This window comes from Algoriphagus sp. NF (genome assembly GCF_028823735.1).
GTDB classification, from domain to species: domain Bacteria; phylum Bacteroidota; class Bacteroidia; order Cytophagales; family Cyclobacteriaceae; genus Algoriphagus; species Algoriphagus marincola.
Genome location: NZ_JAPEIB010000005.1, coordinates 115,589 through 134,888, shown reverse-complemented (window position 1 = coordinate 134,888; position 19,300 = coordinate 115,589). Strand labels below are relative to the sequence as shown.

Below are 19,300 nucleotides of genomic sequence, written 5' to 3'. Positions count from 1 at the left end.
TCAAAGATGGATTACTCCGATTAGTATGGCAACGGTCAACATCACCAAGCTTACCAAGAAAGCCAGAGGAATGGTCTTTTTCTGATGATCTCCTAAATCAACACCTGCCAAACCTACTAATAAGTAGGTGGAGCCTGTCAGAGGACTGACGGGAAAACCGGTGGTCATTTGACCAAAAATAGCTGCCTGTCCTACTTCAAGGCCACTAACTTGGAAAGATTCAGCAGTGGATGCAAGTAGCGGTAAAATCCCAAAATAGAATGAATCCGGATCAAAGATCAGACTGGCAGGCATGGAAATAATTCCCGTCAAAAGTGGAAGTTGTTTTCCTAAAAATTCCGGAAGAATCACCTGAATTCCATCTGCCATCGCTTCCATCATACCACTCCCTTTTAAAATACCTGTAAAACATCCCGCTGCGAATAAAATACTTGCCATCAGCAAGGCTTCCTTAGCATGCGCATCGACTCGTTCCTTTTGATCAGAAACCTTCGGGAAGTTAAAAACAAGGGCTATCCCAAAGGCAATCATGAATACCGCATAGGGAGGAGCCCAGCCCAATACAATGGAAGTAACAGCTAAAAGGATCAACCAGATATTTACCAAAAATTTCCATTTTGGAAGCCTGATATCATCTGCATGAGAACCATCAATTCTGATCGAATCTGAGAGTGGTACGTTTATTCGTTCTTTTTTTCCCAAGAAATAGGCAATCCCCAAAACTGTCAGTAATCCCGCTAAAAAGGGAATAAATACTGGATTGAATAACTCTGTAACGGAAACCTCCAAAGCTGATGCGGCACGAATAGTAGGACCACCCCAAGGCAAAATATTCATAGTACCTGCTGCCAAAGCAGTGGTCGAAGCCAAGGTGAGACGACTCATTCCCAACTGATCATATACTGGCAACATAGCTGGGATTACGACAAGGAAAGTAACCGCACCAGAACCATCCAAATGGACAAGCATAGCCAAAATAGCCGTAACCATGACTATTTTCAAGGGATCATTTCCTGCCAATCGAAGGAGTTTGGAAATAATGGGTTTGAATGTACCTGCATCCATGAGTACTCCAAAAAACAGGATGGCAAAAACGAACATCACGCCAGTTGGCGCTATGGATGAAATCCCTTCCGAAATCATCTGTGGAAGTTCGCTAGTTTTCCCTGCAATAATCCCCGTCAGCACAGGCACTAATATCAATGCAACAACCGCAGAGGTCTTTTTGGTAAGAATCAAAAAGAGAAGCAAAGAGATAGTCAGAACACCTAAGAGTGCGAGCATGGAGTATTGAATGAAACCTTGAATAACAATAGAATCTGAATTGCCCTAAAGTTTAAGCTGGCGGTTAGCCAAAATAATTAAAGGGGTAGCTGTCTATTTTTACCCATACTGGATTAGCTCCTCAAGAAAATCAAAAAAAATATTGTTTCAAAACGAAACAATAACCTATTCATAGACGAAAACTGGTTTTCCTTCCTGGCATATCACGGATTTAGGGGGAGAAACATACATGCAGTCCGAAAAACGATTGTTCTGAATATTATCCTGTTCCTGAAGCTCATTGAAGCGCTTGACTTTTGCTAAAAACTCTGGAACATTGATACTTTTTGGATAGGCAAGGTATTCCCACGGACCACCGCAGGGCTTACTTCCTAAAGGGGTAAAATTCCACTCTTCAGCATCCAAACAGGTCTTCGATTGGGCAAGCTCATCAATTTCTTGTCGAAGTAGAACCATTTCAGTGGCAAGATCTACCTTTTGCTCGCCCTCAAAAGCAAAGCAGGCAGAAAGAAAAAACAGTAAGATCAAAGAGCAATTCGCTTTCATAGCTTTCTAAAAACTTTATACCCATTACGGAATTAGGCGAAAAAGCGATACAGATTTCTAGAAATATTTCTTTCAAAAACCGCAGATAGAAGAAAATCAACTAAAACCCAGTCCACGTGTACAACTATAGACATAAAAATTCGTTATTTTCGAGTATGAGAAACGTACTATCATTTTTTGTTTTGATCTTCCTCCTATTCAGTGCCTGCACAAAAACTGAATTGCCCGATATTCAAGAACGACCTTTTGGAGTCTACAACGCAGTTTCCATTTCCACGGCTATTCCGATCGATATTTCAAGGTCCGGTCGGCAGACTACAGAGCACATAGACGATTTCGCTTATTGCAGTGAGTTTTACTCCATCGAATGGCGCATGAATAAGGAAACCCCCATAATGGATTTTGACTATTTCAACTTCCTAAGATGGTATAATGAAAGGATCATGGAAGAAGAAACCATCATGGGCTGCGGAGTCACAAGAAGAATCGTACAGCTGGGTGCCAATAACAGCCTAGAATTGAGTTTTTTCGGCGATGACGGTACTTATTACACGGATCCATATAGAATAGACACCTATTTTAAAATCAAAAAGCTGGAGTTTTTTCCTAGACAGGAATCCATCAATCTTGTCGCTGACCAGCAATTTTATGACTTCGTGACTGAAGAATTTGTTGAAACTGAAGTCATTTACAAGTTTAAATTTGGTGCTCCTGCTTTTGAGTATTGAAATGAGTGGAAACGAAAAAACCACCCATTTCTAGGTGGTTTTATTCATATCCTATTTTATTTCTTAAATCACATCCTCTCCACGCAACTTCAATACCGCTCCTTCTAGCATATCCGATACCCGGATTTGGCAGGAAAGTCGGGAAGTAGGGAAATATTCCGGTAGGTTTTCCAGTTGATCGAGTTCGATATCTGTCGCTTCGCCTAGCTCATCCGGTCCCTCGAGAATCTCGATATGGCAGGTAGCACAAAGGGCCATTCCTCCACAGGTCGCCAAAATCGGATATTCTGAAGCCTTTAAAATCTCCATGAGGCTGAATCCCATATCGGTTGGAGCCTCTACTTCTTGGCGATTGCCGTCTTGATCTTCAACTGTAAACTTTACCATGCCGCAAAGATAGAATTAAAAGGCATTGACGCCATTAACGGTCGTATATTTGAAACTTAATTTTTGATCAGGATATACATATTTGAAGGCTGAATGCATCATGATCGCTGCCTCGTGGAAACCACAAAGGATCAATTTTAATTTGCCCGGATAGGTATTGATGTCCCCTATCGCATAGATTCGCTCCACTCCTGTCGAATAGTCTCGGGTATCCACCTCAATGGCATTTTTATCAATAGAAAGTCCCCAGTCTGCAATCGGACCAAGCTTTGGACTCAAACCAAATAGCGGAATCAAATAATCGGTTTCTATTTTAAATTCTTTTTTGGTTTTATCAGCGAGCGTCACCGAGTCCAACTTTCCGTTTCCGGAAATCTCTTTCAGGTTTGCAGAAAGAATCAAATCGATTTTTCCTTCACTAGCCAAATCAAAAACCTTGGCAGCAGAATCAGGAGCACCTCTAAAGGTCTCATTTCGGTGAACAAGTGTCACTCGCTTAGCCACATCAGCCAAATAGATGGTCCAGTCCAGTGCAGAGTCACCTCCACCTGCCAAGACCACATTCTTATCTCTGAAAGTCTCCGGGTTTTTCACCATGTAGGTAACTCCTTTGCCTTCAAATGTCTCCAAATTATCCAAAACAGGCTTTCTCGGTTCGAAACAGCCTAGGCCTCCTGCAATAACGATTACTTGAGCATGAACCTGAGTCTTATCGCTCGTGGTTACAATATAGCTTCCATCCTCTTGCTTCTCTAAGTGATCGACACGCTCTCCTAGAGTGAAAGTAGGTTTGAAAGGCTTGATTTGCTCCATCAAATTATCCACAAGTTCCTGCGCTTTGACCTCAGGGTACCCTGGAATATCATAAATTGGTTTTTGAGGATATATCTCTGAAAGCTGACCACCCACCTGCGGTAAAGCGTCAATCAAATGGCATCGCATTTTCAATAAGCCTGCTTCAAAAACTGCAAATAGGCCTACCGGGCCGGCTCCAATGATACAAAGATCTGTCTGAATCATGATAGGTATTTTTTGGGAAAACCCCGTGTTAATCCAATTTGTTCGTATAAATATTATTAGTATGCTAAATAATTATTCTTCCATCACCTGACCGCCAAGGTTCTGATAAATCGTATTCAGAATTCGCTTAAACTCCTCAAAATCCTCTTCGTTCAGATTCTCCCAAGCTTTTTCGCGAATTTGAAGGATTTTTGGACGTAGGGCTGTGACTTTGGACACGCCTGAGTCTGTCAAGTGCAACTGAAAGCTCCTTCTATCTTGAGGATGAGGAACACGCTTTACATATTCCTTTTTGCTAAGCAAATCAATGATCCTGGTCAAGGTCGGATGATCTTTGAATACCAAGTTTGCCAACTCGGTTTGGCTCATCGGACCAAATTCTGAAAGATTTTTCAGAACCAGCCACTGATCGACCGTCACATCAAAATCTCCCTGCTTAAACTGCTGCTGGGCGTATTGTTTTACCTTTCGGGCAGTTCGATCGAGAAGAAATGAATACTTGGCAAATTGCTCCTGTGTCATACAAATAATTAGTGTGACAAATATATGAATTTTCTTTATGATTTAGATAATCACCTATCTCAAAGAAGAAGGGGACTCTTCAAAAAAATCAGCAATTGAATGATAGATTCGCTCCCCTACCTGAATTCGAAATGGATTATCTAGAACTTGGATTCGCTCATCGGTCCAAAAGCTAGATTTACGTTTTTTGAGGGCTTTTTCCAGCCAAAAAACAAGGTCCTCAGAGCCTTGTATTTGCCAGCCTGAATCATCAGAGCGCAGGTTGACTTTCCCTCTTTTTGGATCAAAAAAGAATCTATCCTTTGGAAGCAACTCGTTGATCTGTGCATTCAGGATCAAATCTTCAGGCAGGCCTGCGATCAGCGGACTTCCACAATTCATCAACCATAACTGATGGGCTGTCTCAATCGCAATATCCAAATCATGGGTTACTACAAGGATAGCCTTATCTTGGCTTTTGGCGATCTCCTGAAGCAAGAACATAATCTCATGCCTATTCACCAGGTCCAAATGGGAGGTAGGTTCGTCCAAAATAATGACCTTCCCGTCTTGAGCTAAAGCCCGAGCAATCATGGCCTTTTGGCGTTGTCCATCAGATAACTCTCCGAGTCTCTCTTTCCGGAGAAAATCCATTTTGGTAGCGACCAACGCCTCATTAACATATTTCCTGTCCAGTTCAGACAAGGTCCCGCTCCAATTTAGATAAGGAGTTCTTCCCAATCCTACCAATTGCTCGACAGTCATCTGTGCCGGAATGATCGGTTCACTGAGTACTACCGATAATTTCTTGGAAAGCTTTTCTCTTGGATAGTCTACAGGTGATTTTTCCAAAAGTTTAATCTCTCCTTCAAAAGGCCTGATTCGACCCAAAATCGCCTTGACCAAGGTAGACTTTCCCACACCATTTGGCCCTAATAGACAGGTCAACTGTCCTGAGTAGAGCTGAAAATTCAGGCCAGATAAAATCACCTTTCTTTCTTGGCCTTTTTCATAGCCCAGCGATAGATTTTTACCTGTTAATACCTGATCCATTTCAAAATTCTTTACTGAAGTTTCTTTTTAGAACCAATGCTATCACAACGGGAGCTCCTACCAATGAGGTGACCGCATTGATCGGAAGAGTCTGGGCCGAACCCGGAAGTTGTCCGATGGTATCGCAAAGTAAAAGAAGCCCAGCTCCTAGTAATGCCGAACCGGGAAACAATATCCGGTGATCTGCACTTTTCCAAACCAATCTGGCCAAATGGGGAACAGCTATTCCCACAAAGGCAATAGGACCACAGAATGCGGTGATACTCCCTGCTAAAATCCCAGTACTAATAATCACCAACCAGCGTAATCGAACTGGATTGATCCCCATACTTTCCGCATAGGTCTCCCCGAGAAGTAATGCATTAAATGAGCGTGTCGCCAACAGCAAAGGAAAAGCTCCAATTGCCAGTAAAAGTCCCAAAAGCCCAACTTGATTCCACCCAAGGCCACCCAGACTTCCCATCGACCAAATGGTGTAAAGCTTCAATGCCTCTGCTTCGGAAAAAAAGGCCAATACCGAAATGATAGCCGAAACAGCAGCTCCAAACATAATTCCCACGATCAACAGTGTCATGCTATCCCTGACTCGCCAAGCCACCAAACTCACCAAAGCCAATACTGAAACTGCACCAAAAATCCCTGCTATGGCAGTGGCCCAAGAGGAAATCACTATTCCGGAAAAGCCCAAAAAGGAACCCGCCAAAAGAAGTATCGCAACTCCAAAACCTCCTCCAGAACTAATTCCAAGCACGTAGGGGCCTGCCAATGGATTACGAAAGAAGGTTTGCATCTGAAGACCACTTAGACTTAGTGCGATTCCAGCCATGACTGCTACCAGGGATTTCGGAAATCGATAATTCAAGATAATCTCACGATGAGATAATTTCTCCCATTCTCCCGTGAATAGGCCCGAAAGTATGGTGTCGACCGGAATGGAGACCGAGCCCAAGCCCAGGTTGATCAGAAACAGAAAGACTAGGGCTACTGCAGCTAAAATAAAAAAGAAAGCGTTCCGGTTAGTTTTCATCGAGTTGACGATAAAAATACAAATCATAGCCCGGCAAAAGCTGTGGATGGAGGATTTTGATCAAATCCTTCAAAACCAAATCAGGCCGAACATAACCCAACTCAAAATACTCCAAACCTCCTTTTGGTCCCTTCTTTTTGGTGTAGGTGTAGATGATACCATTCTGGAATGCTTGAAAGGCACGATACCTCGGCTCAGCATCTCCCATTTGCTCTACACTTTCAAAGTCGGCTGAGCCAATCCAAATTGGGGCCTCCATCGCATGATCGAGCACATATTCATAACTCAACTGTATGCTCCCGCTTCCTGCCTGATCCGAAAAGACATAATCTCCACCTGCATTTTGGAGAATTTTCGCCCCCCAGCTATCCGCTCCAGGAACGTACCAGACATCTTCATAAAGCACTCCTGACAAGACTTTTGGCCTTTTCAAATTAGTTTGGTTTTTGATTAATGCCTCAGCTTCTTGGTAGGCCATTTCGATTTCTTCAAAGACCCTGACAGCCTTCTCATATTTACCCAACATAACTCCAGTAAACTTGATCCACTCTGCCCTACCCAGTGGATGCTGCTCCACATATTCTCCGTTAATCAGTGCAGGAACGCCTGATTGCCCCAACAAATCCAATTGCCTTAAATCCTCACCAAGCGTAGAAATCATCACCCAATCAGGCTGTAAATCAATCATCATTTCAAGATTGGCAGATGGTCCTGAGCCTAAATTAGTCATCATTCCTGATTCAATTTGTCCCCAAACCTTTTGGGAAGAAATCAGATCAAAATTGGGAAAGCCAATCAACTTATCTGTGTCACCTAGCAAATCCAAATGTGGAATTTGAGTGGTAGAAGTCAAAATCACCCGCTCGACAGGGAGCTTCACCACTGCGTCAACTTCAAGCTCAGGCTTCTCAACCTCTTCATTTAAAATCAAATAACGATAAGATTTATCCGCTCCTGTCCAAGGCTGATTGACTTCCAAAATCCAAAAACCTTCCCCCTTCTGAACTTCAAAGCCTTTGGCATAGGTCAAGGGGACAGTTTCTAAGCCAATCATCTCAGTTTTTGGAGACTGACAGCTGCTAAAAACTATGACTAAAAAGAAGAAAATTTGGTGAATCGGTCTCAAATTCATGTCATTAATCGATTCAAAGTAAGTGTATTGCCTTTCATAGAACAAAATTTTTTTCAACTACTTCTTTTCACCCGGCAAAAAGTCGCTTATGTTTGTGAAAGAATAAGGTTCCTGATTTTCAGCGAAAATCCAGGATTAAAAGGGAATCCGGTGAAATACCGGAGCTGTCCCCGCAACTGTAAGTTCTGAAGAAGCTTTTGCAAAACACGCCATTGAGTCGATTGAACATGACTTGAGAAGGCCGTAAAAGTAGAACGAGCCAGGAGACCTGCCTAATTCTGACAAGATTCTGTGCTTTCGGAGGAAAAGCGAAGAAGACATGTATTCAAAGGCTATTTGGATCCTTTGCAAGATTCATATCTTCCCATTTCTCTTCAAGCCCGAATCGATTGAACCATTTTCATTCGATCAGGCATGATTTTATTTGTATGGGTACTTAGTCTGTTTGGCTTCCAAGCCGAGCAGCAAGACACGGTACGACTTCAGGAAATTGAGGTAAATGCGGCTGTTTTTGAAACATTTGGGCTAGGCAAAAAGCAGCTCAACTGGGACAAAGCCGCACTTGAATACTATCAATCAAGAAGCCTAAGCGAACTGTTGCAGGAAAAAAGCCCTCTTTTTATCCGTCAATATGGACCAGGAATGCTTGCTTCACCCAATTTTCGTGGGACTTCTGCTGGGCACACGGCCGTTTTTTGGAATGGGATCCCAATCAATAGTCCTTCTTTGGGCCAAAGTGATCTTTCAATCATCCCTTTGGCAACACCTGATCGAATTGACTTGATCTTTGGCTCAGATGGTGCTCTTTTGGGAAATGAAGCATTGGGAGGTTCCATTCTCCTGCAAAGTCAAGCAAGCTTTCAAGACAGTCCAACCGCCTCAATCAGCCAGGAAGTTGGTAGTTTTGGACAAAGTGCCACTGCATTTCAAGCTGGATTTTCTGGAGAAAAATTAGCTTTTCAGACAAAGATTTATTCCCAAAAGGCTGAAAACGATTACACTTTTAGAGACATATCTTTATCAGGAACACCCGAAAAAACCCAGACGCATGCAGCCTTTTCCCAAAAAGGAATCCAACAGGATATTGCTTGGAGAATCAATCCCAGCCAGAGATTAAATACTTCCTTTTGGTACAATGAAGCCGATCGGGAAATCCAACCCCCCATGGGTTCAAGTACTCAGGACATCCAAGAGGATCAAAGCTTTCGACTTTCCCTAGAGTATCTGAAATTCTGGGACAAAAGTAGCTTAGAAATACGCTCAGGTTGGGTCAGAGACGATCAAGTCTTCAATCAATCCTTCAATCAAACCTCCAGCTTTTTCCTGAGTGGTGATTGGGAAGGGGAAATCGGCAAAGAATGGAAAATCAGGCTAGGGAGTCGGGGAACCCACATTCAAGGAAACCTATCTACCTATTCAGCTACAGACCAAAGACTGGAGACCTATCAATTCATCAGATTTTCCGGGCTAAATAATATCAACCTTTCCTTGAACCTTCGGCAATTGGTGGTGGATCAAAAATGGCAGCCTTTGCTTCCTTCATTGGGCATGGATTGGATTTTAAGCCCATCTTTCTCGCTAAAAGCCTCTATTGCCAGAGGACTTAAAGTACCTACACTCAATGACCGCTTCTGGGAACCTGGCGGCAATCCAGAATTACTTCCCGAAGAAAGCTGGCAGGGAGAAACTGGCCTGAGATGGAATAAAGGCTTTTTCCATTCAGAACTTACATTTTTCGCCATGGATGTAGAAAACTGGATTATCTGGATACCAAAGGGAGCCATATGGTCTCCCGATAATATTCGACGAGTAAGAAATACCGGAATTGATTGGGCAGGCGGGACTGAATTCGCTATGGGTTCTACTAGACTTAAAATCGATTTGGCATACAATTACACCCAAGCCATCAATCAATCGAATTCAGAAGAATCTCCAACGTTTTGGAACAGACAGCTCCCCTACACTCCCGTACATCAGGCGCAAGGTGGTGTAGAATTGATTCGGGACGGGTACTCATTCCGTCTGAGCACCCAATATATCGGCCAAAGGGCGACAACGCTCGACCAATCCAGAATCATGGATGCATACTCGCTTTCCCAGCTGCATTTGAATTATAAAAAGCTTTGGCTTGGCCCTGTACAAGTGCCTATTTCTCTCAGAATCGAAAATCTATTCAATAAATCCTATCAAGTACTCTACCTGCGACCGATGCCGGGTAGATCCATTCATTTAAACTTAAAAATCCAACTATGACAAAGAATCTATTCAAACCATTTTTGATCAGCTTTTTAGCAGCATCACTTTTTGCTTGCTCTAAATCAGAGCCAGAAAGACCTCTTGGCGAATACGAACAAGGCATACTCATTATGAATGAGGGAGCCTTTGGTGCCAATGATGGGGAAGTTTTCCATTTGAATACTAACACCGACGAACTAAAGAGTAATATTTTTGAACTGGAAAACGGCCGTCCTTTCGCAGGTCTTTTGCAGGACATGATTTTAGAAGAAGATCGCCTCTATCTGGTAGCCAATACTGGAAAAGTAGAAATTGTAGATGCGCGGGATTTCAAAAGTATAGGTTCAGTGACTGAAAATTTGGATGTACCCCGGTCTTTAGTAGCGAATAGCGGCAAACTCTTCATTTCTGATTATGGGCCATATGAGTCTGATTTCAGTACCCCTAACTCTTACATTGCCGTGGTACAAAGCCTTGATGGAGGGACTGTTTCGAAGAAAATTCCTGTTTCCAGAAAACCAGAGGATATGATTAATGCCGGCAGGTATATTTTAGTGGCTGGCTCCGAGGAGGGTAAAGTAGAAGTGATTGATGCTCAGACAGAAGAAATCTTCAAAACAATCGACGTGGATGGCAGTCCAAAGAAGTTTTTTGAAGCAGATGGATCAGTTTTCCTTTATTCCACCTCCCCGGAAGAAGTCATTTTCTACAGTTTCCATTTAGATAATTTCACTCTGGCGACTACCAATTATTACCCAATTGTCAATGCGACGGGAAAAATTGCGATTTCCCCCGAAGGTGTCGCATACATGCTGACTAGTTCAGGATGGCCTGATTACCAAGACGGAGTAGCTAAACTTGCGCTTTTTGATTCGGAAATAGATCTGGATTGGCACAATGGTTCGGGTTTTTATGGTATTTCCTACTATCCCTTACTGCGTGAGATTTACCTCACCAATTCAAATGGATTTCAAGGAAATGGAACAGTGACTGTTTTGGATGAACAGGCTATAGAAAGAAGAACTTACGAAGTGGGTAGAGGACCATCGGGCTTCCTTTTTAGATAAAAAAATAGCGCTGTCAATCCTATAGGAGTGGCAGCGCTTTTAATTTACAATATCATTTATTTTAAAGCCTTCTACTTTTTGAAGAATAGGCCAGTCAGTTCTTTTGCAAAAGCGATGGGATTGAGGGTTCCTTTTTTGACAGCTTCCTTTCCTTCCGGCAATCGCTTTTGGATTTCTGAATGCTCCAAAAAAGCTTTTCCTAGAATAGACTGAATACTTTCATCTAACCAATTGAGGCGTTGCTTGGCTCGATTTTCATTCCAAAGTCCTCGCTCTACCATATGATTTTGGTATTCGGAAATCTTCTTCCAACAATCGAACAGCCCATCACCTGTCAAAGACGACCCGATCGTGACGCTAGGATACCAGCCACTTTCTGATGGAGGAAAAAGATGCAAGGCATTCTGGTAGTGATTTTTGGCTCGTTTTGCAGCAGGAATAGTATCTCTGTCAGCCTTATTGATAAGAATTCCGTCTGCCATTTCCATGATCCCCTTTTTGATTCCCTGCAATTCATCGCCAGCACCTGCAAGCATCAAGAGGAGAAAAAAGTCCACCATGCCTTTCACGGCTGTTTCAGATTGCCCCACTCCTACTGTTTCAACTAGAATTACATCAAATCCAGCTGCCTCACAAATCAACATGGATTCCCTGGTTTTGGAGCTGACTCCACCTAGTGTCTTGCCTGAAGGACTAGGCCGGATAAAAGCCCTTCGATCAGCTGCCAATTTTTCCATTCGGGTTTTGTCCCCCAATATGCTACCCCCAGTTTTTTGACTGGAAGGATCTACAGCCAAGACAGCCACTTTCTTCCCTTGATCCAATAAAATCCTGCCAAAAGCCTCGATAAATGTACTCTTTCCCACCCCCGGTACTCCGGTGATTCCTATTCGAATCGAATTGCCAGCATAGGGTAAGATTTCTTGAACAAGTGCACTTGCCAAATCCGAATCAGCACTCAGATTACTCTCTACCAAGGTAATTGCCTGCGCCAAAACAGCTCGATTTCCTGCCAAAATCCCCGCTTTGTATTCCTCTAAAGATTTCCGCTTTTTAATCATTGTCATTAAAGGTAAATCGGCTTTCTCCCAGAATGGACTTCTCATAGCTCGCTAATAAATACTTTTCCCACTCTTTTGGAAAATGGGGTTCCTTGGGTGTAAGTGTCAATGATTCGCTAGGAGTATCCTTGAAGAAAAAAACCTTGGTCTTACCGTATTTAGTATGTGGCTGAGCTTCGCCAAATTCCTTCATCCAGCTTGGATCTGCATCCAAGACTTTTACGGCATAAATACGCAGCACCGGACCGGTATTATTTTCATTTCGGTAAAAATCTATTTCCTCATATTTCCCTTCGAATCGCTCCATTCCGGGCTGAGAAAAGCTTTCCATCATAATGTAGATAAGGAGTACTGTTACAGCCAGAGAAATAAACAGAATCAATCGACGAGAGTTCTTCAAATTATTAGGGGTTATTGGCTTTTGGCCTTAATTTAGCCCAAAATTCTGACAATGGGATTCGAATACATCAAAGCCCTTCATATCATTTTTGTAGTCACTTGGTTTGCAGGGCTTTTCTACATCGTCCGCCTTTTTATCTATCAGACGGAAGCCATGGAGCGACCCGAGGCCGAGCGAGCGATTCTCAAGCCTCAACTTGACCTGATGGCCTCTCGACTATGGTATATTATCACTTGGCCATCTGCTGTTTTAACACTCATTTTTGGATTCTGGGTTTTGACCTATCGAATGGGCTACCTTCAGCTGGGATTTATGCATGCCAAACTTGGCTTTGTAGCCTTACTCTACGGATATCACATAGGCTGTCATATTCTTTTCAAAGAAATACAAAAAGGCCGAACTCGCTGGACATCCACACAGTTAAGAATCTGGAATGAGGCTTCGACCCTACTCTTATTTGCCATTGTTTTTCTCATTGTGCTGAAAAGCACAGTCAGTATGCTATGGGGGATTGTAAGTTTGGTTGGGTTAGGCGTCACATTGATGCTGGGAATCCGCATTTATAAAAAATTCAGAAAAGATTAAAAACATGCATAAAGTCAAAATTCTCTTTTTTGCTTTGGGAGCCATCCTCTTCTGGCAGTGTGAAAGCCCTCAATCAGGGTCTGATGGAGGAGGAAGCTTACCGATTTTAGGAAATCGCCATGTGGATCAAATTGAGCGGGATGGAAAAATGGTTGAAGATACCGTATATCATGAAATCGCTGATTTCGAATTCGTCAACCAACTGGGTGATACCATTTCCAATGCGAATGTTGAGGGGAGAATTTATGTGGCAGATTTCTTCTTTACTACTTGCCCCACCATCTGTCCGATCATGAAAAAGGAGATGCTGAGGGTTTATGAAGCTTATAAGGACAACCCAAATTTCCTCATTTTAAGCCACTCCATAGACCCTACACATGATACCCAGGAAGTATTGAAAGTCTACGCCGAAAAGTTAGGGGTGAACGATGCCAAAACTTGGAATTTCCTAACCGGAGATGCTGAAAAGATCTATGAGATTGGTCAAACAAGCTACCTCACCACTGCTATGGAAGATCAAAATGAACCCGGTGGTTTTCTTCACAGTGGAGCTTTTGTGCTTGTAGATGGCGAGGGTCATATCAGGGGAGTGTATGATGGAACCAAATCTGATCAGGTAGATCGCTTGATCCGCGATATTCCAAAATTACTCGAGCAATGAGAAAATCTATCTTTGCTTTTCTGATTTTGGTAGGAATCGCGTGCAGTCCAAAAAGCACCCAAGAGGAGAATTATCTGTCAGAAATCTCCGATCCAGATGTCATGAAATATGCCATACACGGCAAGACACTCTATGAAAACTACTGCGCAAATTGCCATCAGACTGACGGCAAAGGACTTGGAAAACTCATCCCTCCTCTAAAGGATGCAGACTACTTTCGAGCTAGTATTCCGCGGGCAGTTTGGATCATGAAAAATGGGCAAAAGGGCGAAATAATGGTCAACGGACAAGTCTACGATCAGCCTATGCCTGCCAATCCAAACTTAAAACCACTGGATATCGCTCAGATTTCCACGTACTTGTACAATATTTGGGGCATGAATGAAGGTGTAATTACTTCGGCTGAAGTAGAGAAGTATCTCCAAGAAGCACCAGAGAATTATTGATCTTCCAATAGACTGGAAGCTTTTGCTAAAGCAGTCTTGATGTCCTCATTGACTTTTTGGACCTTGACCATTTGATCCTCTAGGTAGGCCTTTACTTCCTCAGGGCTGCGTTCTCCGTTTTCCTGCTCATATTGTCTCATCCAAACAAACATCCCCTCATGGGCTTGGTTCAGATCATAAGCCAGCGCCTTTAGCTCTTGAACCCTCAAGCTATCCCCTTCTTCATTAGACTCAAGTTCCTCAGCCAGATTCAAAGCCTGTTTTTCAAGGTTTTTCAGTTTACCCATCTGAGGCATCACCTCATCATGAACTGCAATGACTTCATCTCTCAGTTCCTTATTTTGATCCGAAAGGGAAGGACCACAAGAGTATATTAAAAAAACAGTCAACAAAGTGAAAATATATGAATACTTAGTCATGATTATCAGATAATTTATATTACTAATTCAATTTTTTCTGAGTTTAATTATAGTTTTTATTGCGAAGTAAACCACATGGCAAATATAGAATTGGATTGGTATTTAAAGCGTACTTTGAAGAAAAATATAAGTTTAAAAATCAATATTTGATTCAAAGGGCTTAATTTCGAATTCAAGTTCTAAGCGGAAATCACCATTCAAATACCACAAATCATTCAATTATGAAACCATACTGTTTTGCAGATAGACAATTCGTCCCAACACAAGATGCTACCCTCCACGCTTCAGATTTAGGTTTGATCAGAGGTTATGGCATTTTTGATTTTTTTAGGACAGTCAACTATCAACCTTTGTTTTTGGAAGATTATTTGGATCGGTTCATTCGCTCTGCGGAAAAAACCTTTATTCCACTTCCCTACAGCCGCTCAGAATTAAAGGAAATCGTCACCGAACTTATCCAAAAAAACGATCTCAAAGCCGGTGGAATTCGAATGGTATTAAGTGGTGGAATGTCTGAAAACCATTTTTCCCCTGGAAAAGGAAAGCTATTTCTATTTGCAGAAGAACTCATTTTCCCTGCAAAAGAAAAATATGAGAAAGGCATCAAGTTATTGACTTTGGAACACGTCAGACCTATCGCCAGTATCAAAACCACCAATTATGCTTTGGCCGTATGGCACTCTCATATTTGGAAGGAGCAAGGAGCCGAAGATGTACTTTACCACCAAAATGGATATGTAAGCGAAAGCTCGAGAAGTAATTTTTTCATTGTGAAAAACGATGAAATCATCACCCCTTCTGAACACATACTATTAGGCATTACCCGTAAAAACATTATAAAACTGGCAGATATCCCTGTCCACATCCGCCCATTAACCCTAAAGGAAACTCTTGAGGCTGATGAAGCTTTTATTACTTCTACAACAAAAATCCTTCTTCCTGTCACCCAAATCGATGAGCAACCAATCGGTACCGGGAAACCGGGCCCTATTTCATTGGACTTATTGAAGCGTTTTAAAAATCTAGAATCGGAGCTTACTAAAGCCTGAAAGCACTATTCAACTAACGTTGCGTCCTGAAGAATATACATGAGTTTTTCAGGATCTTTGGAATTCAAGGTTAACTTGCCACGTACCTTCACTCTTTTCGAAGTGTATTTGATTGGGTTGGAAAGCATGACTTCCATGACCGTCTCAGGGCCTCCGGAACCACAGAAAAAGCATTCAGCCAAAGGAAGGCTTGATAAAATGATGTGATCCGGCTTAAACATCCCTTCAAAAGGAATGATATAGCCATCAGCCTCTACCATTTTGCCCTCAAGCTTCTGAATATTTTCAGAGAAGACAGGGACATAAAGCTCACCAAATTCATCCTCACTGATTTTATAACTTACCTCGGCCAGATTTCTCCAGACATTATCTTGCTGAGCGAAAACAAAGGATGGCTTCGCGGCGAGGATCATGAACGCTAATACTAAAATTGGGCTTATTCTTTTCATCGGTAATTTTCGGTTTACTATCAAAACAGCTTCAAATTTAAGCTTGTTCGAAAGTTGGTTGTTTATTTTCTTGTCAATTGATTGGCGATACTTGTCTGATAAGCGGACCAAGCGGGGATGGCAGAAGCCAAAACACCCACTGTTAACGCATAAATGACTATCCAAAGTTCAGCAGATAGGAAAGTCCATGCCTGCAGGCCAGCAGCAATCCCTTGTTCATTTTGCGCAGCTAAAATAGAGAGGAAACCATGGCCCAGCAATATTCCCAGTAGAGCTCCTAAGAAAGTCAAAGAAATCCCTTCTAGAAATATCAAAATCAGCAATTGAAATTTACTGGCACCAATTGCTCGGAGTACAGCCAAATCATAGCGACGTTCTTTCAGCGAATTGTATAAAGCGATAAATATTCCCAAACCTGAAATCGCGATCAGCACAAAAGCCAGTCCCTCCAATACTTGAATACCAACTCCAAGGAGCTCAAACAAGCGTGACATCTCGAATGAGGGAGAAGCTGCCTGCATATTCGTATTAGAATTGATCATCCGGGGTAGCTGTACGGCAGCCATGGGGCTTCGGTACTGAACCAGCAAGGTGGTAACCTCACGATCTTGATCCGTTGCCGGGAAACCGCTTTTGGCAACTGGGTGATGGAATTTGGCATCGTGGTCATGATCATGATTTTCGTGATCTTCTTCAGTATTTTCATAGTCATCCTCCTCAAGGTCAACTTCTTCGTTCTGATGCTCATGATCATGAGCAAGGGTATCTTGGTCTTCGCTTGTTTCCGAAGTCGGCTCCTCTTCACCTGATTCTTCCTCATCGTGCGTATACCATACTGACTCGATGGAAGTCAGCACCAGTCTATCTACTACATTTCCTTTTGGCTCCAAAACTCCAACCACTCGAAAATCATGATGATCGTGATCATGACTTCCCACACTAATGCCATGACTTCCAGTAAATGTATCTCCAAGCTTTAGACCAGATTTTTCAGCGACCATTGCCCCTAGCACCACCTCAAAAGGTTCTTCCCAGGCTTTCCCTGAAGAAAATCCGACCTCATACAAACTCAAATAGTCATGATTGGTGCCCACGATCCGGTAACCTTGATAGTTATCACCAAGTGCCATGGGGATAGTCTGCTTGACTAGGCGACTTCTAGAAAGGCGAACCGCCTCATTCATAGGAATATTTCCGGTAGGAAAATCAACATGATAGACACTGGAAAGAATCAATTGCAGGGGACTTCCTTTGGCTCCCACCACCAAATCGATGCCAGCTGCATCTTGAGTCATCTTTTTCTCAAACTGGTCCTGAATCAATAAGAGAACGGTAATAATTGCCAGGCCGAGAGCCAGAAGCAATACATTCAGCCCAGTGGATAAGGGACGAAAGGTCAGGTATTTCCAACTTAATTTAAAAAGGTTCATACGGATTTGACTTCGATGTAATTGGAAATTTGTTCTTTGACACGATGGTCATGCGTAACGATAATCAAGGCTGCCTGGATTTTAGTAGCTTGATCCTGCAGCAACTTGACCACTCGTTCTGCATTTTCGTCATCCAAACTTGAGGTAGGTTCGTCAGCAAGGATAAGTTTGGGACGATTGATTAAGGCTCTGGCGATAGAAACCCGCTGAGCTTCCCCTTCACTCAACTGATTCACAGGAGAATGTGATTTTTTTGATAAATCCAGTTCCTGAAGAAGCTCATCAGCATCTTGCCCATTTTTATTTGAAAAATAGCGCGCCATCATGAGGTTTTCCTTTACGTCAAGCGGTGCGAGTAAGTGAGGCTTTTGAAAAACAATCCCAATATTCTCACCCCTAAAACGGTCCATTTTGACGGAGTCAAGCTGATTAATAGCGGTGCCATCTAAAACAACCGAGCCTGAATGAGGGGAGAGTAATCCTGCAATAAGATTGAGCAAGGTGGTTTTTCCACTGCCTGACTTTCCTAAAACTAAGAGAGACTCTCCACGATCCAGGGAAATATCCTGAAAATGGTACTCCTTTTGACCCGGATGGGAAAACTTTAAATCTTTGGTTTGAAAGAGCATAGGATTATTTTACGGGAATCGATACTTCAAAGGTAGTGCCTCTACCTACTTCGCTCGTAAAATTGATTTCACCCTTCATTACTTCCAAGCACTTTTTTACGATTGACAGGCCAAGCCCCGAACCTTCTACGATTCCAACGTTTCTAGCTCTAAAAAAACGGTCATAGAGTTGGCTTTGTTCTGATTTAGGTATACCAATTCCAGAATCTTCAATTTTTCCTTTTAACATCCCGTCTTCGTAATCCAAATTGAAAATCACCTCTCCATTATCCTTGGAGTATTTGATGGCATTGGATAGCAAATTTTCAAAAACCTGATAGAGTAAATCCTGGTCCGATGTGATTGTCTTTGGCAGTTTTCCCAAATTGGTTTTGACCTTTACGCCGTTTTCCACTCCTGCCTGTGTAGTGTCTAGTACCTCCTTCACAAATGCACCCAAAAACAACTTTTTAGGTTTGTACTCCATTTGATTTGCATCTGCCTTTCCAAAAAACAGGACACTCGTTAAAAGATTATTAAGTGCTCGGACAGAGTTCTCGATCTTAAATGCATGCTTACTGATCTTTTGCTTAAAGGGATGATCCTTTTCAGCATACATCTGTAAAAGTTGGGCGGAACTGAGAATAGAAGTAAGCGGAGTCTTAAAACCGTGAGATACATTCAAGACGATCCTCGATTTCAGCTCATTAATCTCCCGCTCCTTTTCCAAAGCCTTGGTAAGCTCTTTATTGGCTTCATAGAGCTCTGCCGTCCGGAGTTTTACTTTTTCCTCCAGTTCATTATTGAGTTTTTGCAGCTCCTTCTCTTTTCTATCCTTGAATATGGCCAGTTCGATAACCATATTTAATTCTCGGATATTAAACGGCTTAATTACATAAGCACTAGGGTTGGTTCCCACCACCTTATTAAGTGTCTCTGCATCCGAACTCGCACTCAAGTAGACAACAGGAATATCATATTTCTCATTGATTATTTCGGTTGTCTTGATTCCATCTAAGTCTCCTGCCAGATTAATATCCATCATGACAATATCAGCTGGCTGCTGTTCAAGGAGTTCCAAGGCTTTTTCCCCAGTATCAGCCACACCGATTATTTGATGGTTATTTTTTTCAAGAGCTCGCTGAAGCAAAAGTGCCGATACCGAGTCATCTTCTACGATGAGAATTTTTAAGGAAAACATCTAGTCGAGTT

22 protein-coding genes and 1 riboswitch are annotated in these 19,300 nt (G+C 42.4%); of the genes, 7 read left to right on the top strand and 15 right to left on the bottom strand.

Annotation, left to right across the window (positions count from 1 at the left end; translation table 11 throughout):
- Together OU792_RS03855 and OU792_RS03850 are read right to left on the bottom strand one after the other, a co-directional pair.
- Window positions 1–1,284, bottom strand: coding sequence for a CitMHS family transporter (locus OU792_RS03855; protein ID WP_134201821.1), 1,284 nt, complete (start codon window positions 1,282–1,284; stop codon window positions 1–3).
- A gap of 165 nt (window positions 1,285–1,449) precedes the next feature.
- Window positions 1,450–1,830 (bottom strand): hypothetical protein, encoded by a 381-nt coding sequence (locus tag OU792_RS03850; protein WP_134201822.1) that lies wholly within the window; start codon window positions 1,828–1,830, stop codon window positions 1,450–1,452.
- A 155-nt stretch (window positions 1,831–1,985) separates the two neighbouring features.
- On the opposite strand from OU792_RS03850, the gene OU792_RS03845 reads away from it, so the two are divergent.
- Window positions 1,986–2,558 (top strand): hypothetical protein, encoded by a 573-nt coding sequence (locus OU792_RS03845; protein WP_134201823.1) that lies wholly within the window; start codon window positions 1,986–1,988, stop codon window positions 2,556–2,558.
- Between the two features lie 63 nt (window positions 2,559–2,621).
- Here the strand turns inward: OU792_RS03845 and OU792_RS03840 are convergent, their stop codons facing one another.
- The 6 genes from OU792_RS03840 to OU792_RS03815 all read right to left on the bottom strand — a co-directional run bounded on the left by OU792_RS03840 (window position 2,622) and on the right by OU792_RS03815 (window position 7,600).
- Window positions 2,622–2,945, bottom strand: a complete 324-nt coding sequence (locus OU792_RS03840; RefSeq protein WP_100627867.1) for a 2Fe-2S iron-sulfur cluster-binding protein — start codon at window positions 2,943–2,945, stop codon at window positions 2,622–2,624.
- A gap of 15 nt (window positions 2,946–2,960) precedes the next feature.
- Window positions 2,961–3,965: an NAD(P)/FAD-dependent oxidoreductase gene (locus OU792_RS03835; protein ID WP_134201824.1), complete on the bottom strand. Its 1,005-nt coding sequence runs from the start codon at window positions 3,963–3,965 to the stop codon at window positions 2,961–2,963.
- 72 nt (window positions 3,966–4,037) lie between these two features.
- Window positions 4,038–4,487, bottom strand: coding sequence for a MarR family winged helix-turn-helix transcriptional regulator (locus OU792_RS03830; protein ID WP_035483180.1), 450 nt, complete (start codon window positions 4,485–4,487; stop codon window positions 4,038–4,040).
- 54 nt (window positions 4,488–4,541) lie between these two features.
- A complete protein-coding gene (locus OU792_RS03825) occupies window positions 4,542–5,519 on the bottom strand; it encodes an ABC transporter ATP-binding protein (RefSeq protein ID WP_134201825.1) in 978 nt (325 codons plus the stop codon).
- A 1-nt stretch (window position 5,520) separates the two neighbouring features.
- Complete coding sequence (locus tag OU792_RS03820; protein WP_134201826.1) at window positions 5,521–6,546, bottom strand: iron ABC transporter permease; 1,026 nt, start codon at window positions 6,544–6,546, stop codon at window positions 5,521–5,523.
- Entirely contained in the window at window positions 6,536–7,600 is a 1,065-nt protein-coding gene (locus OU792_RS03815) for an ABC transporter substrate-binding protein (protein ID WP_274669519.1), read from the bottom strand. Before OU792_RS03815 ends, OU792_RS03820 begins: the two co-directional genes overlap by 11 nt.
- A 166-nt stretch (window positions 7,601–7,766) precedes the next feature.
- A riboswitch (cobalamin riboswitch) is annotated at window positions 7,767–7,968 on the top strand.
- A 124-nt stretch (window positions 7,969–8,092) separates the two neighbouring features.
- Here OU792_RS03815 and OU792_RS03810 point away from each other — a divergent pair.
- Together OU792_RS03810 and OU792_RS03805 are read left to right on the top strand one after the other, a co-directional pair.
- A complete protein-coding gene (locus tag OU792_RS03810) occupies window positions 8,093–9,931 on the top strand; it encodes a TonB-dependent receptor (RefSeq protein ID WP_134201828.1) in 1,839 nt (612 codons plus the stop codon).
- Window positions 9,928–10,980, top strand: coding sequence for a YncE family protein (locus tag OU792_RS03805; RefSeq protein ID WP_134201829.1), 1,053 nt, complete (start codon window positions 9,928–9,930; stop codon window positions 10,978–10,980). The genes OU792_RS03810 and OU792_RS03805 overlap by 4 nt, the downstream gene beginning before the upstream one ends.
- A gap of 71 nt (window positions 10,981–11,051) precedes the next feature.
- Here the strand turns inward: OU792_RS03805 and meaB are convergent, their stop codons facing one another.
- Window positions 11,052–12,047 (bottom strand): methylmalonyl Co-A mutase-associated GTPase MeaB, encoded by a 996-nt coding sequence (meaB, locus tag OU792_RS03800; RefSeq protein ID WP_134201830.1) that lies wholly within the window; start codon window positions 12,045–12,047, stop codon window positions 11,052–11,054.
- Window positions 12,034–12,441 (bottom strand): hypothetical protein, encoded by a 408-nt coding sequence (locus tag OU792_RS03795; protein WP_134201831.1) that lies wholly within the window; start codon window positions 12,439–12,441, stop codon window positions 12,034–12,036. The genes meaB and OU792_RS03795 overlap by 14 nt, the downstream gene beginning before the upstream one ends.
- A 51-nt stretch (window positions 12,442–12,492) precedes the next feature.
- Here OU792_RS03795 and OU792_RS03790 point away from each other — a divergent pair, with 51 nt between their 5' ends.
- The 3 genes from OU792_RS03790 to OU792_RS03780 are packed head-to-tail and all read left to right on the top strand — an operon-like array spanning window position 12,493 to window position 14,133.
- Window positions 12,493–13,026, top strand: a complete 534-nt coding sequence (locus tag OU792_RS03790) for a CopD family protein (protein WP_026945547.1) — start codon at window positions 12,493–12,495, stop codon at window positions 13,024–13,026.
- Window positions 13,027–13,030: 4 nt separating this feature from the next.
- The gene (locus OU792_RS03785; RefSeq protein ID WP_134201832.1) at window positions 13,031–13,687 is read left to right on the top strand and encodes an SCO family protein; all 657 of its coding nucleotides are present in this window, start codon (window positions 13,031–13,033) and stop codon (window positions 13,685–13,687) included.
- Window positions 13,684–14,133, top strand: coding sequence for a c-type cytochrome (locus OU792_RS03780; protein WP_274669518.1), 450 nt, complete (start codon window positions 13,684–13,686; stop codon window positions 14,131–14,133). The genes OU792_RS03785 and OU792_RS03780 overlap by 4 nt, the downstream gene beginning before the upstream one ends.
- Here OU792_RS03780 and OU792_RS03775 read toward each other — a convergent pair.
- Window positions 14,127–14,552 carry a hypothetical protein gene (locus OU792_RS03775; protein WP_134201834.1) on the bottom strand — a complete coding sequence of 142 codons (426 nt, stop codon included), beginning with the start codon at window positions 14,550–14,552 and terminating at the stop codon, window positions 14,127–14,129. The two genes, OU792_RS03780 and OU792_RS03775, sit on opposite strands and share 7 nt — an antisense overlap.
- Window positions 14,553–14,773: 221 nt before the next feature.
- Here OU792_RS03775 and OU792_RS03770 point away from each other — a divergent pair, with 221 nt between their 5' ends.
- Complete coding sequence (locus OU792_RS03770; RefSeq protein ID WP_134201835.1) at window positions 14,774–15,601, top strand: aminotransferase class IV; 828 nt, start codon at window positions 14,774–14,776, stop codon at window positions 15,599–15,601.
- 5 nt (window positions 15,602–15,606) lie between these two features.
- Here OU792_RS03770 and OU792_RS03765 read toward each other — a convergent pair whose 3' ends face one another.
- The 4 genes from OU792_RS03765 to OU792_RS03750 all read right to left on the bottom strand — a co-directional run bounded on the left by OU792_RS03765 (window position 15,607) and on the right by OU792_RS03750 (window position 19,289).
- The gene (locus tag OU792_RS03765; protein WP_232724826.1) at window positions 15,607–16,014 is read right to left on the bottom strand and encodes a hypothetical protein; all 408 of its coding nucleotides are present in this window, start codon (window positions 16,012–16,014) and stop codon (window positions 15,607–15,609) included.
- Window positions 16,015–16,112: 98 nt separating this feature from the next.
- On the bottom strand, window positions 16,113–17,480 hold the full coding sequence (locus OU792_RS03760) for an ABC transporter permease (RefSeq protein WP_274669517.1): 1,368 nt from the start codon (window positions 17,478–17,480) through the stop codon (window positions 16,113–16,115).
- Window positions 17,477–18,109 carry an ABC transporter ATP-binding protein gene (locus OU792_RS03755; RefSeq protein WP_274669516.1) on the bottom strand — a complete coding sequence of 211 codons (633 nt, stop codon included), beginning with the start codon at window positions 18,107–18,109 and terminating at the stop codon, window positions 17,477–17,479. Before OU792_RS03755 ends, OU792_RS03760 begins: the two co-directional genes overlap by 4 nt.
- A gap of 4 nt (window positions 18,110–18,113) precedes the next feature.
- Window positions 18,114–19,289 (bottom strand): hybrid sensor histidine kinase/response regulator, encoded by a 1,176-nt coding sequence (locus OU792_RS03750; RefSeq protein WP_274669515.1) that lies wholly within the window; start codon window positions 19,287–19,289, stop codon window positions 18,114–18,116.
- Between the last annotated feature and the right edge of the window lie 11 nt (window positions 19,290–19,300).

What these genes read in the sequence shown, in the direction of transcription:
- OU792_RS03855 (WP_134201821.1), bottom strand. Translation starts at nt 1,284, where the DNA reads ATGCTCGCACTCTTAGGTGTTCTGACTATCTCTTTGCTTCTCTTTTTG.
- OU792_RS03850 (WP_134201822.1), bottom strand. Translation starts at nt 1,830, where the DNA reads ATGAAAGCGAATTGCTCTTTGATCTTACTGTTTTTTCTTTCTGCCTGC.
- OU792_RS03845 (WP_134201823.1), top strand. Translation starts at nt 1,986, where the DNA reads ATGAGAAACGTACTATCATTTTTTGTTTTGATCTTCCTCCTATTCAGT.
- OU792_RS03840 (WP_100627867.1), bottom strand. Translation starts at nt 2,945, where the DNA reads ATGGTAAAGTTTACAGTTGAAGATCAAGACGGCAATCGCCAAGAAGTA.
- OU792_RS03835 (WP_134201824.1), bottom strand. Translation starts at nt 3,965, where the DNA reads ATGATTCAGACAGATCTTTGTATCATTGGAGCCGGCCCGGTAGGCCTA.
- OU792_RS03830 (WP_035483180.1), bottom strand. Translation starts at nt 4,487, where the DNA reads ATGACACAGGAGCAATTTGCCAAGTATTCATTTCTTCTCGATCGAACT.
- OU792_RS03825 (WP_134201825.1), bottom strand. Translation starts at nt 5,519, where the DNA reads ATGGATCAGGTATTAACAGGTAAAAATCTATCGCTGGGCTATGAAAAA.
- OU792_RS03820 (WP_134201826.1), bottom strand. Translation starts at nt 6,546, where the DNA reads ATGAAAACTAACCGGAACGCTTTCTTTTTTATTTTAGCTGCAGTAGCC.
- OU792_RS03815 (WP_274669519.1), bottom strand. Translation starts at nt 7,600, where the DNA reads ATGATTGGCTTAGAAACTGTCCCCTTGACCTATGCCAAAGGCTTTGAA.
- OU792_RS03810 (WP_134201828.1), top strand. Translation starts at nt 8,093, where the DNA reads ATGATTTTATTTGTATGGGTACTTAGTCTGTTTGGCTTCCAAGCCGAG.
- OU792_RS03805 (WP_134201829.1), top strand. Translation starts at nt 9,928, where the DNA reads ATGACAAAGAATCTATTCAAACCATTTTTGATCAGCTTTTTAGCAGCA.
- meaB (WP_134201830.1), bottom strand. Translation starts at nt 12,047, where the DNA reads ATGACAATGATTAAAAAGCGGAAATCTTTAGAGGAATACAAAGCGGGG.
- OU792_RS03790 (WP_026945547.1), top strand. Translation starts at nt 12,493, where the DNA reads ATGGGATTCGAATACATCAAAGCCCTTCATATCATTTTTGTAGTCACT.
- OU792_RS03785 (WP_134201832.1), top strand. Translation starts at nt 13,031, where the DNA reads ATGCATAAAGTCAAAATTCTCTTTTTTGCTTTGGGAGCCATCCTCTTC.
- OU792_RS03780 (WP_274669518.1), top strand. Translation starts at nt 13,684, where the DNA reads ATGAGAAAATCTATCTTTGCTTTTCTGATTTTGGTAGGAATCGCGTGC.
- OU792_RS03775 (WP_134201834.1), bottom strand. Translation starts at nt 14,552, where the DNA reads ATGACTAAGTATTCATATATTTTCACTTTGTTGACTGTTTTTTTAATA.
- OU792_RS03770 (WP_134201835.1), top strand. Translation starts at nt 14,774, where the DNA reads ATGAAACCATACTGTTTTGCAGATAGACAATTCGTCCCAACACAAGAT.
- OU792_RS03765 (WP_232724826.1), bottom strand. Translation starts at nt 16,014, where the DNA reads ATGATCCTCGCCGCGAAGCCATCCTTTGTTTTCGCTCAGCAAGATAAT.
- OU792_RS03760 (WP_274669517.1), bottom strand. Translation starts at nt 17,480, where the DNA reads ATGAACCTTTTTAAATTAAGTTGGAAATACCTGACCTTTCGTCCCTTA.
- OU792_RS03755 (WP_274669516.1), bottom strand. Translation starts at nt 18,109, where the DNA reads ATGCTCTTTCAAACCAAAGATTTAAAGTTTTCCCATCCGGGTCAAAAG.
- OU792_RS03750 (WP_274669515.1), bottom strand. Translation starts at nt 19,289, where the DNA reads ATGTTTTCCTTAAAAATTCTCATCGTAGAAGATGACTCGGTATCGGCA.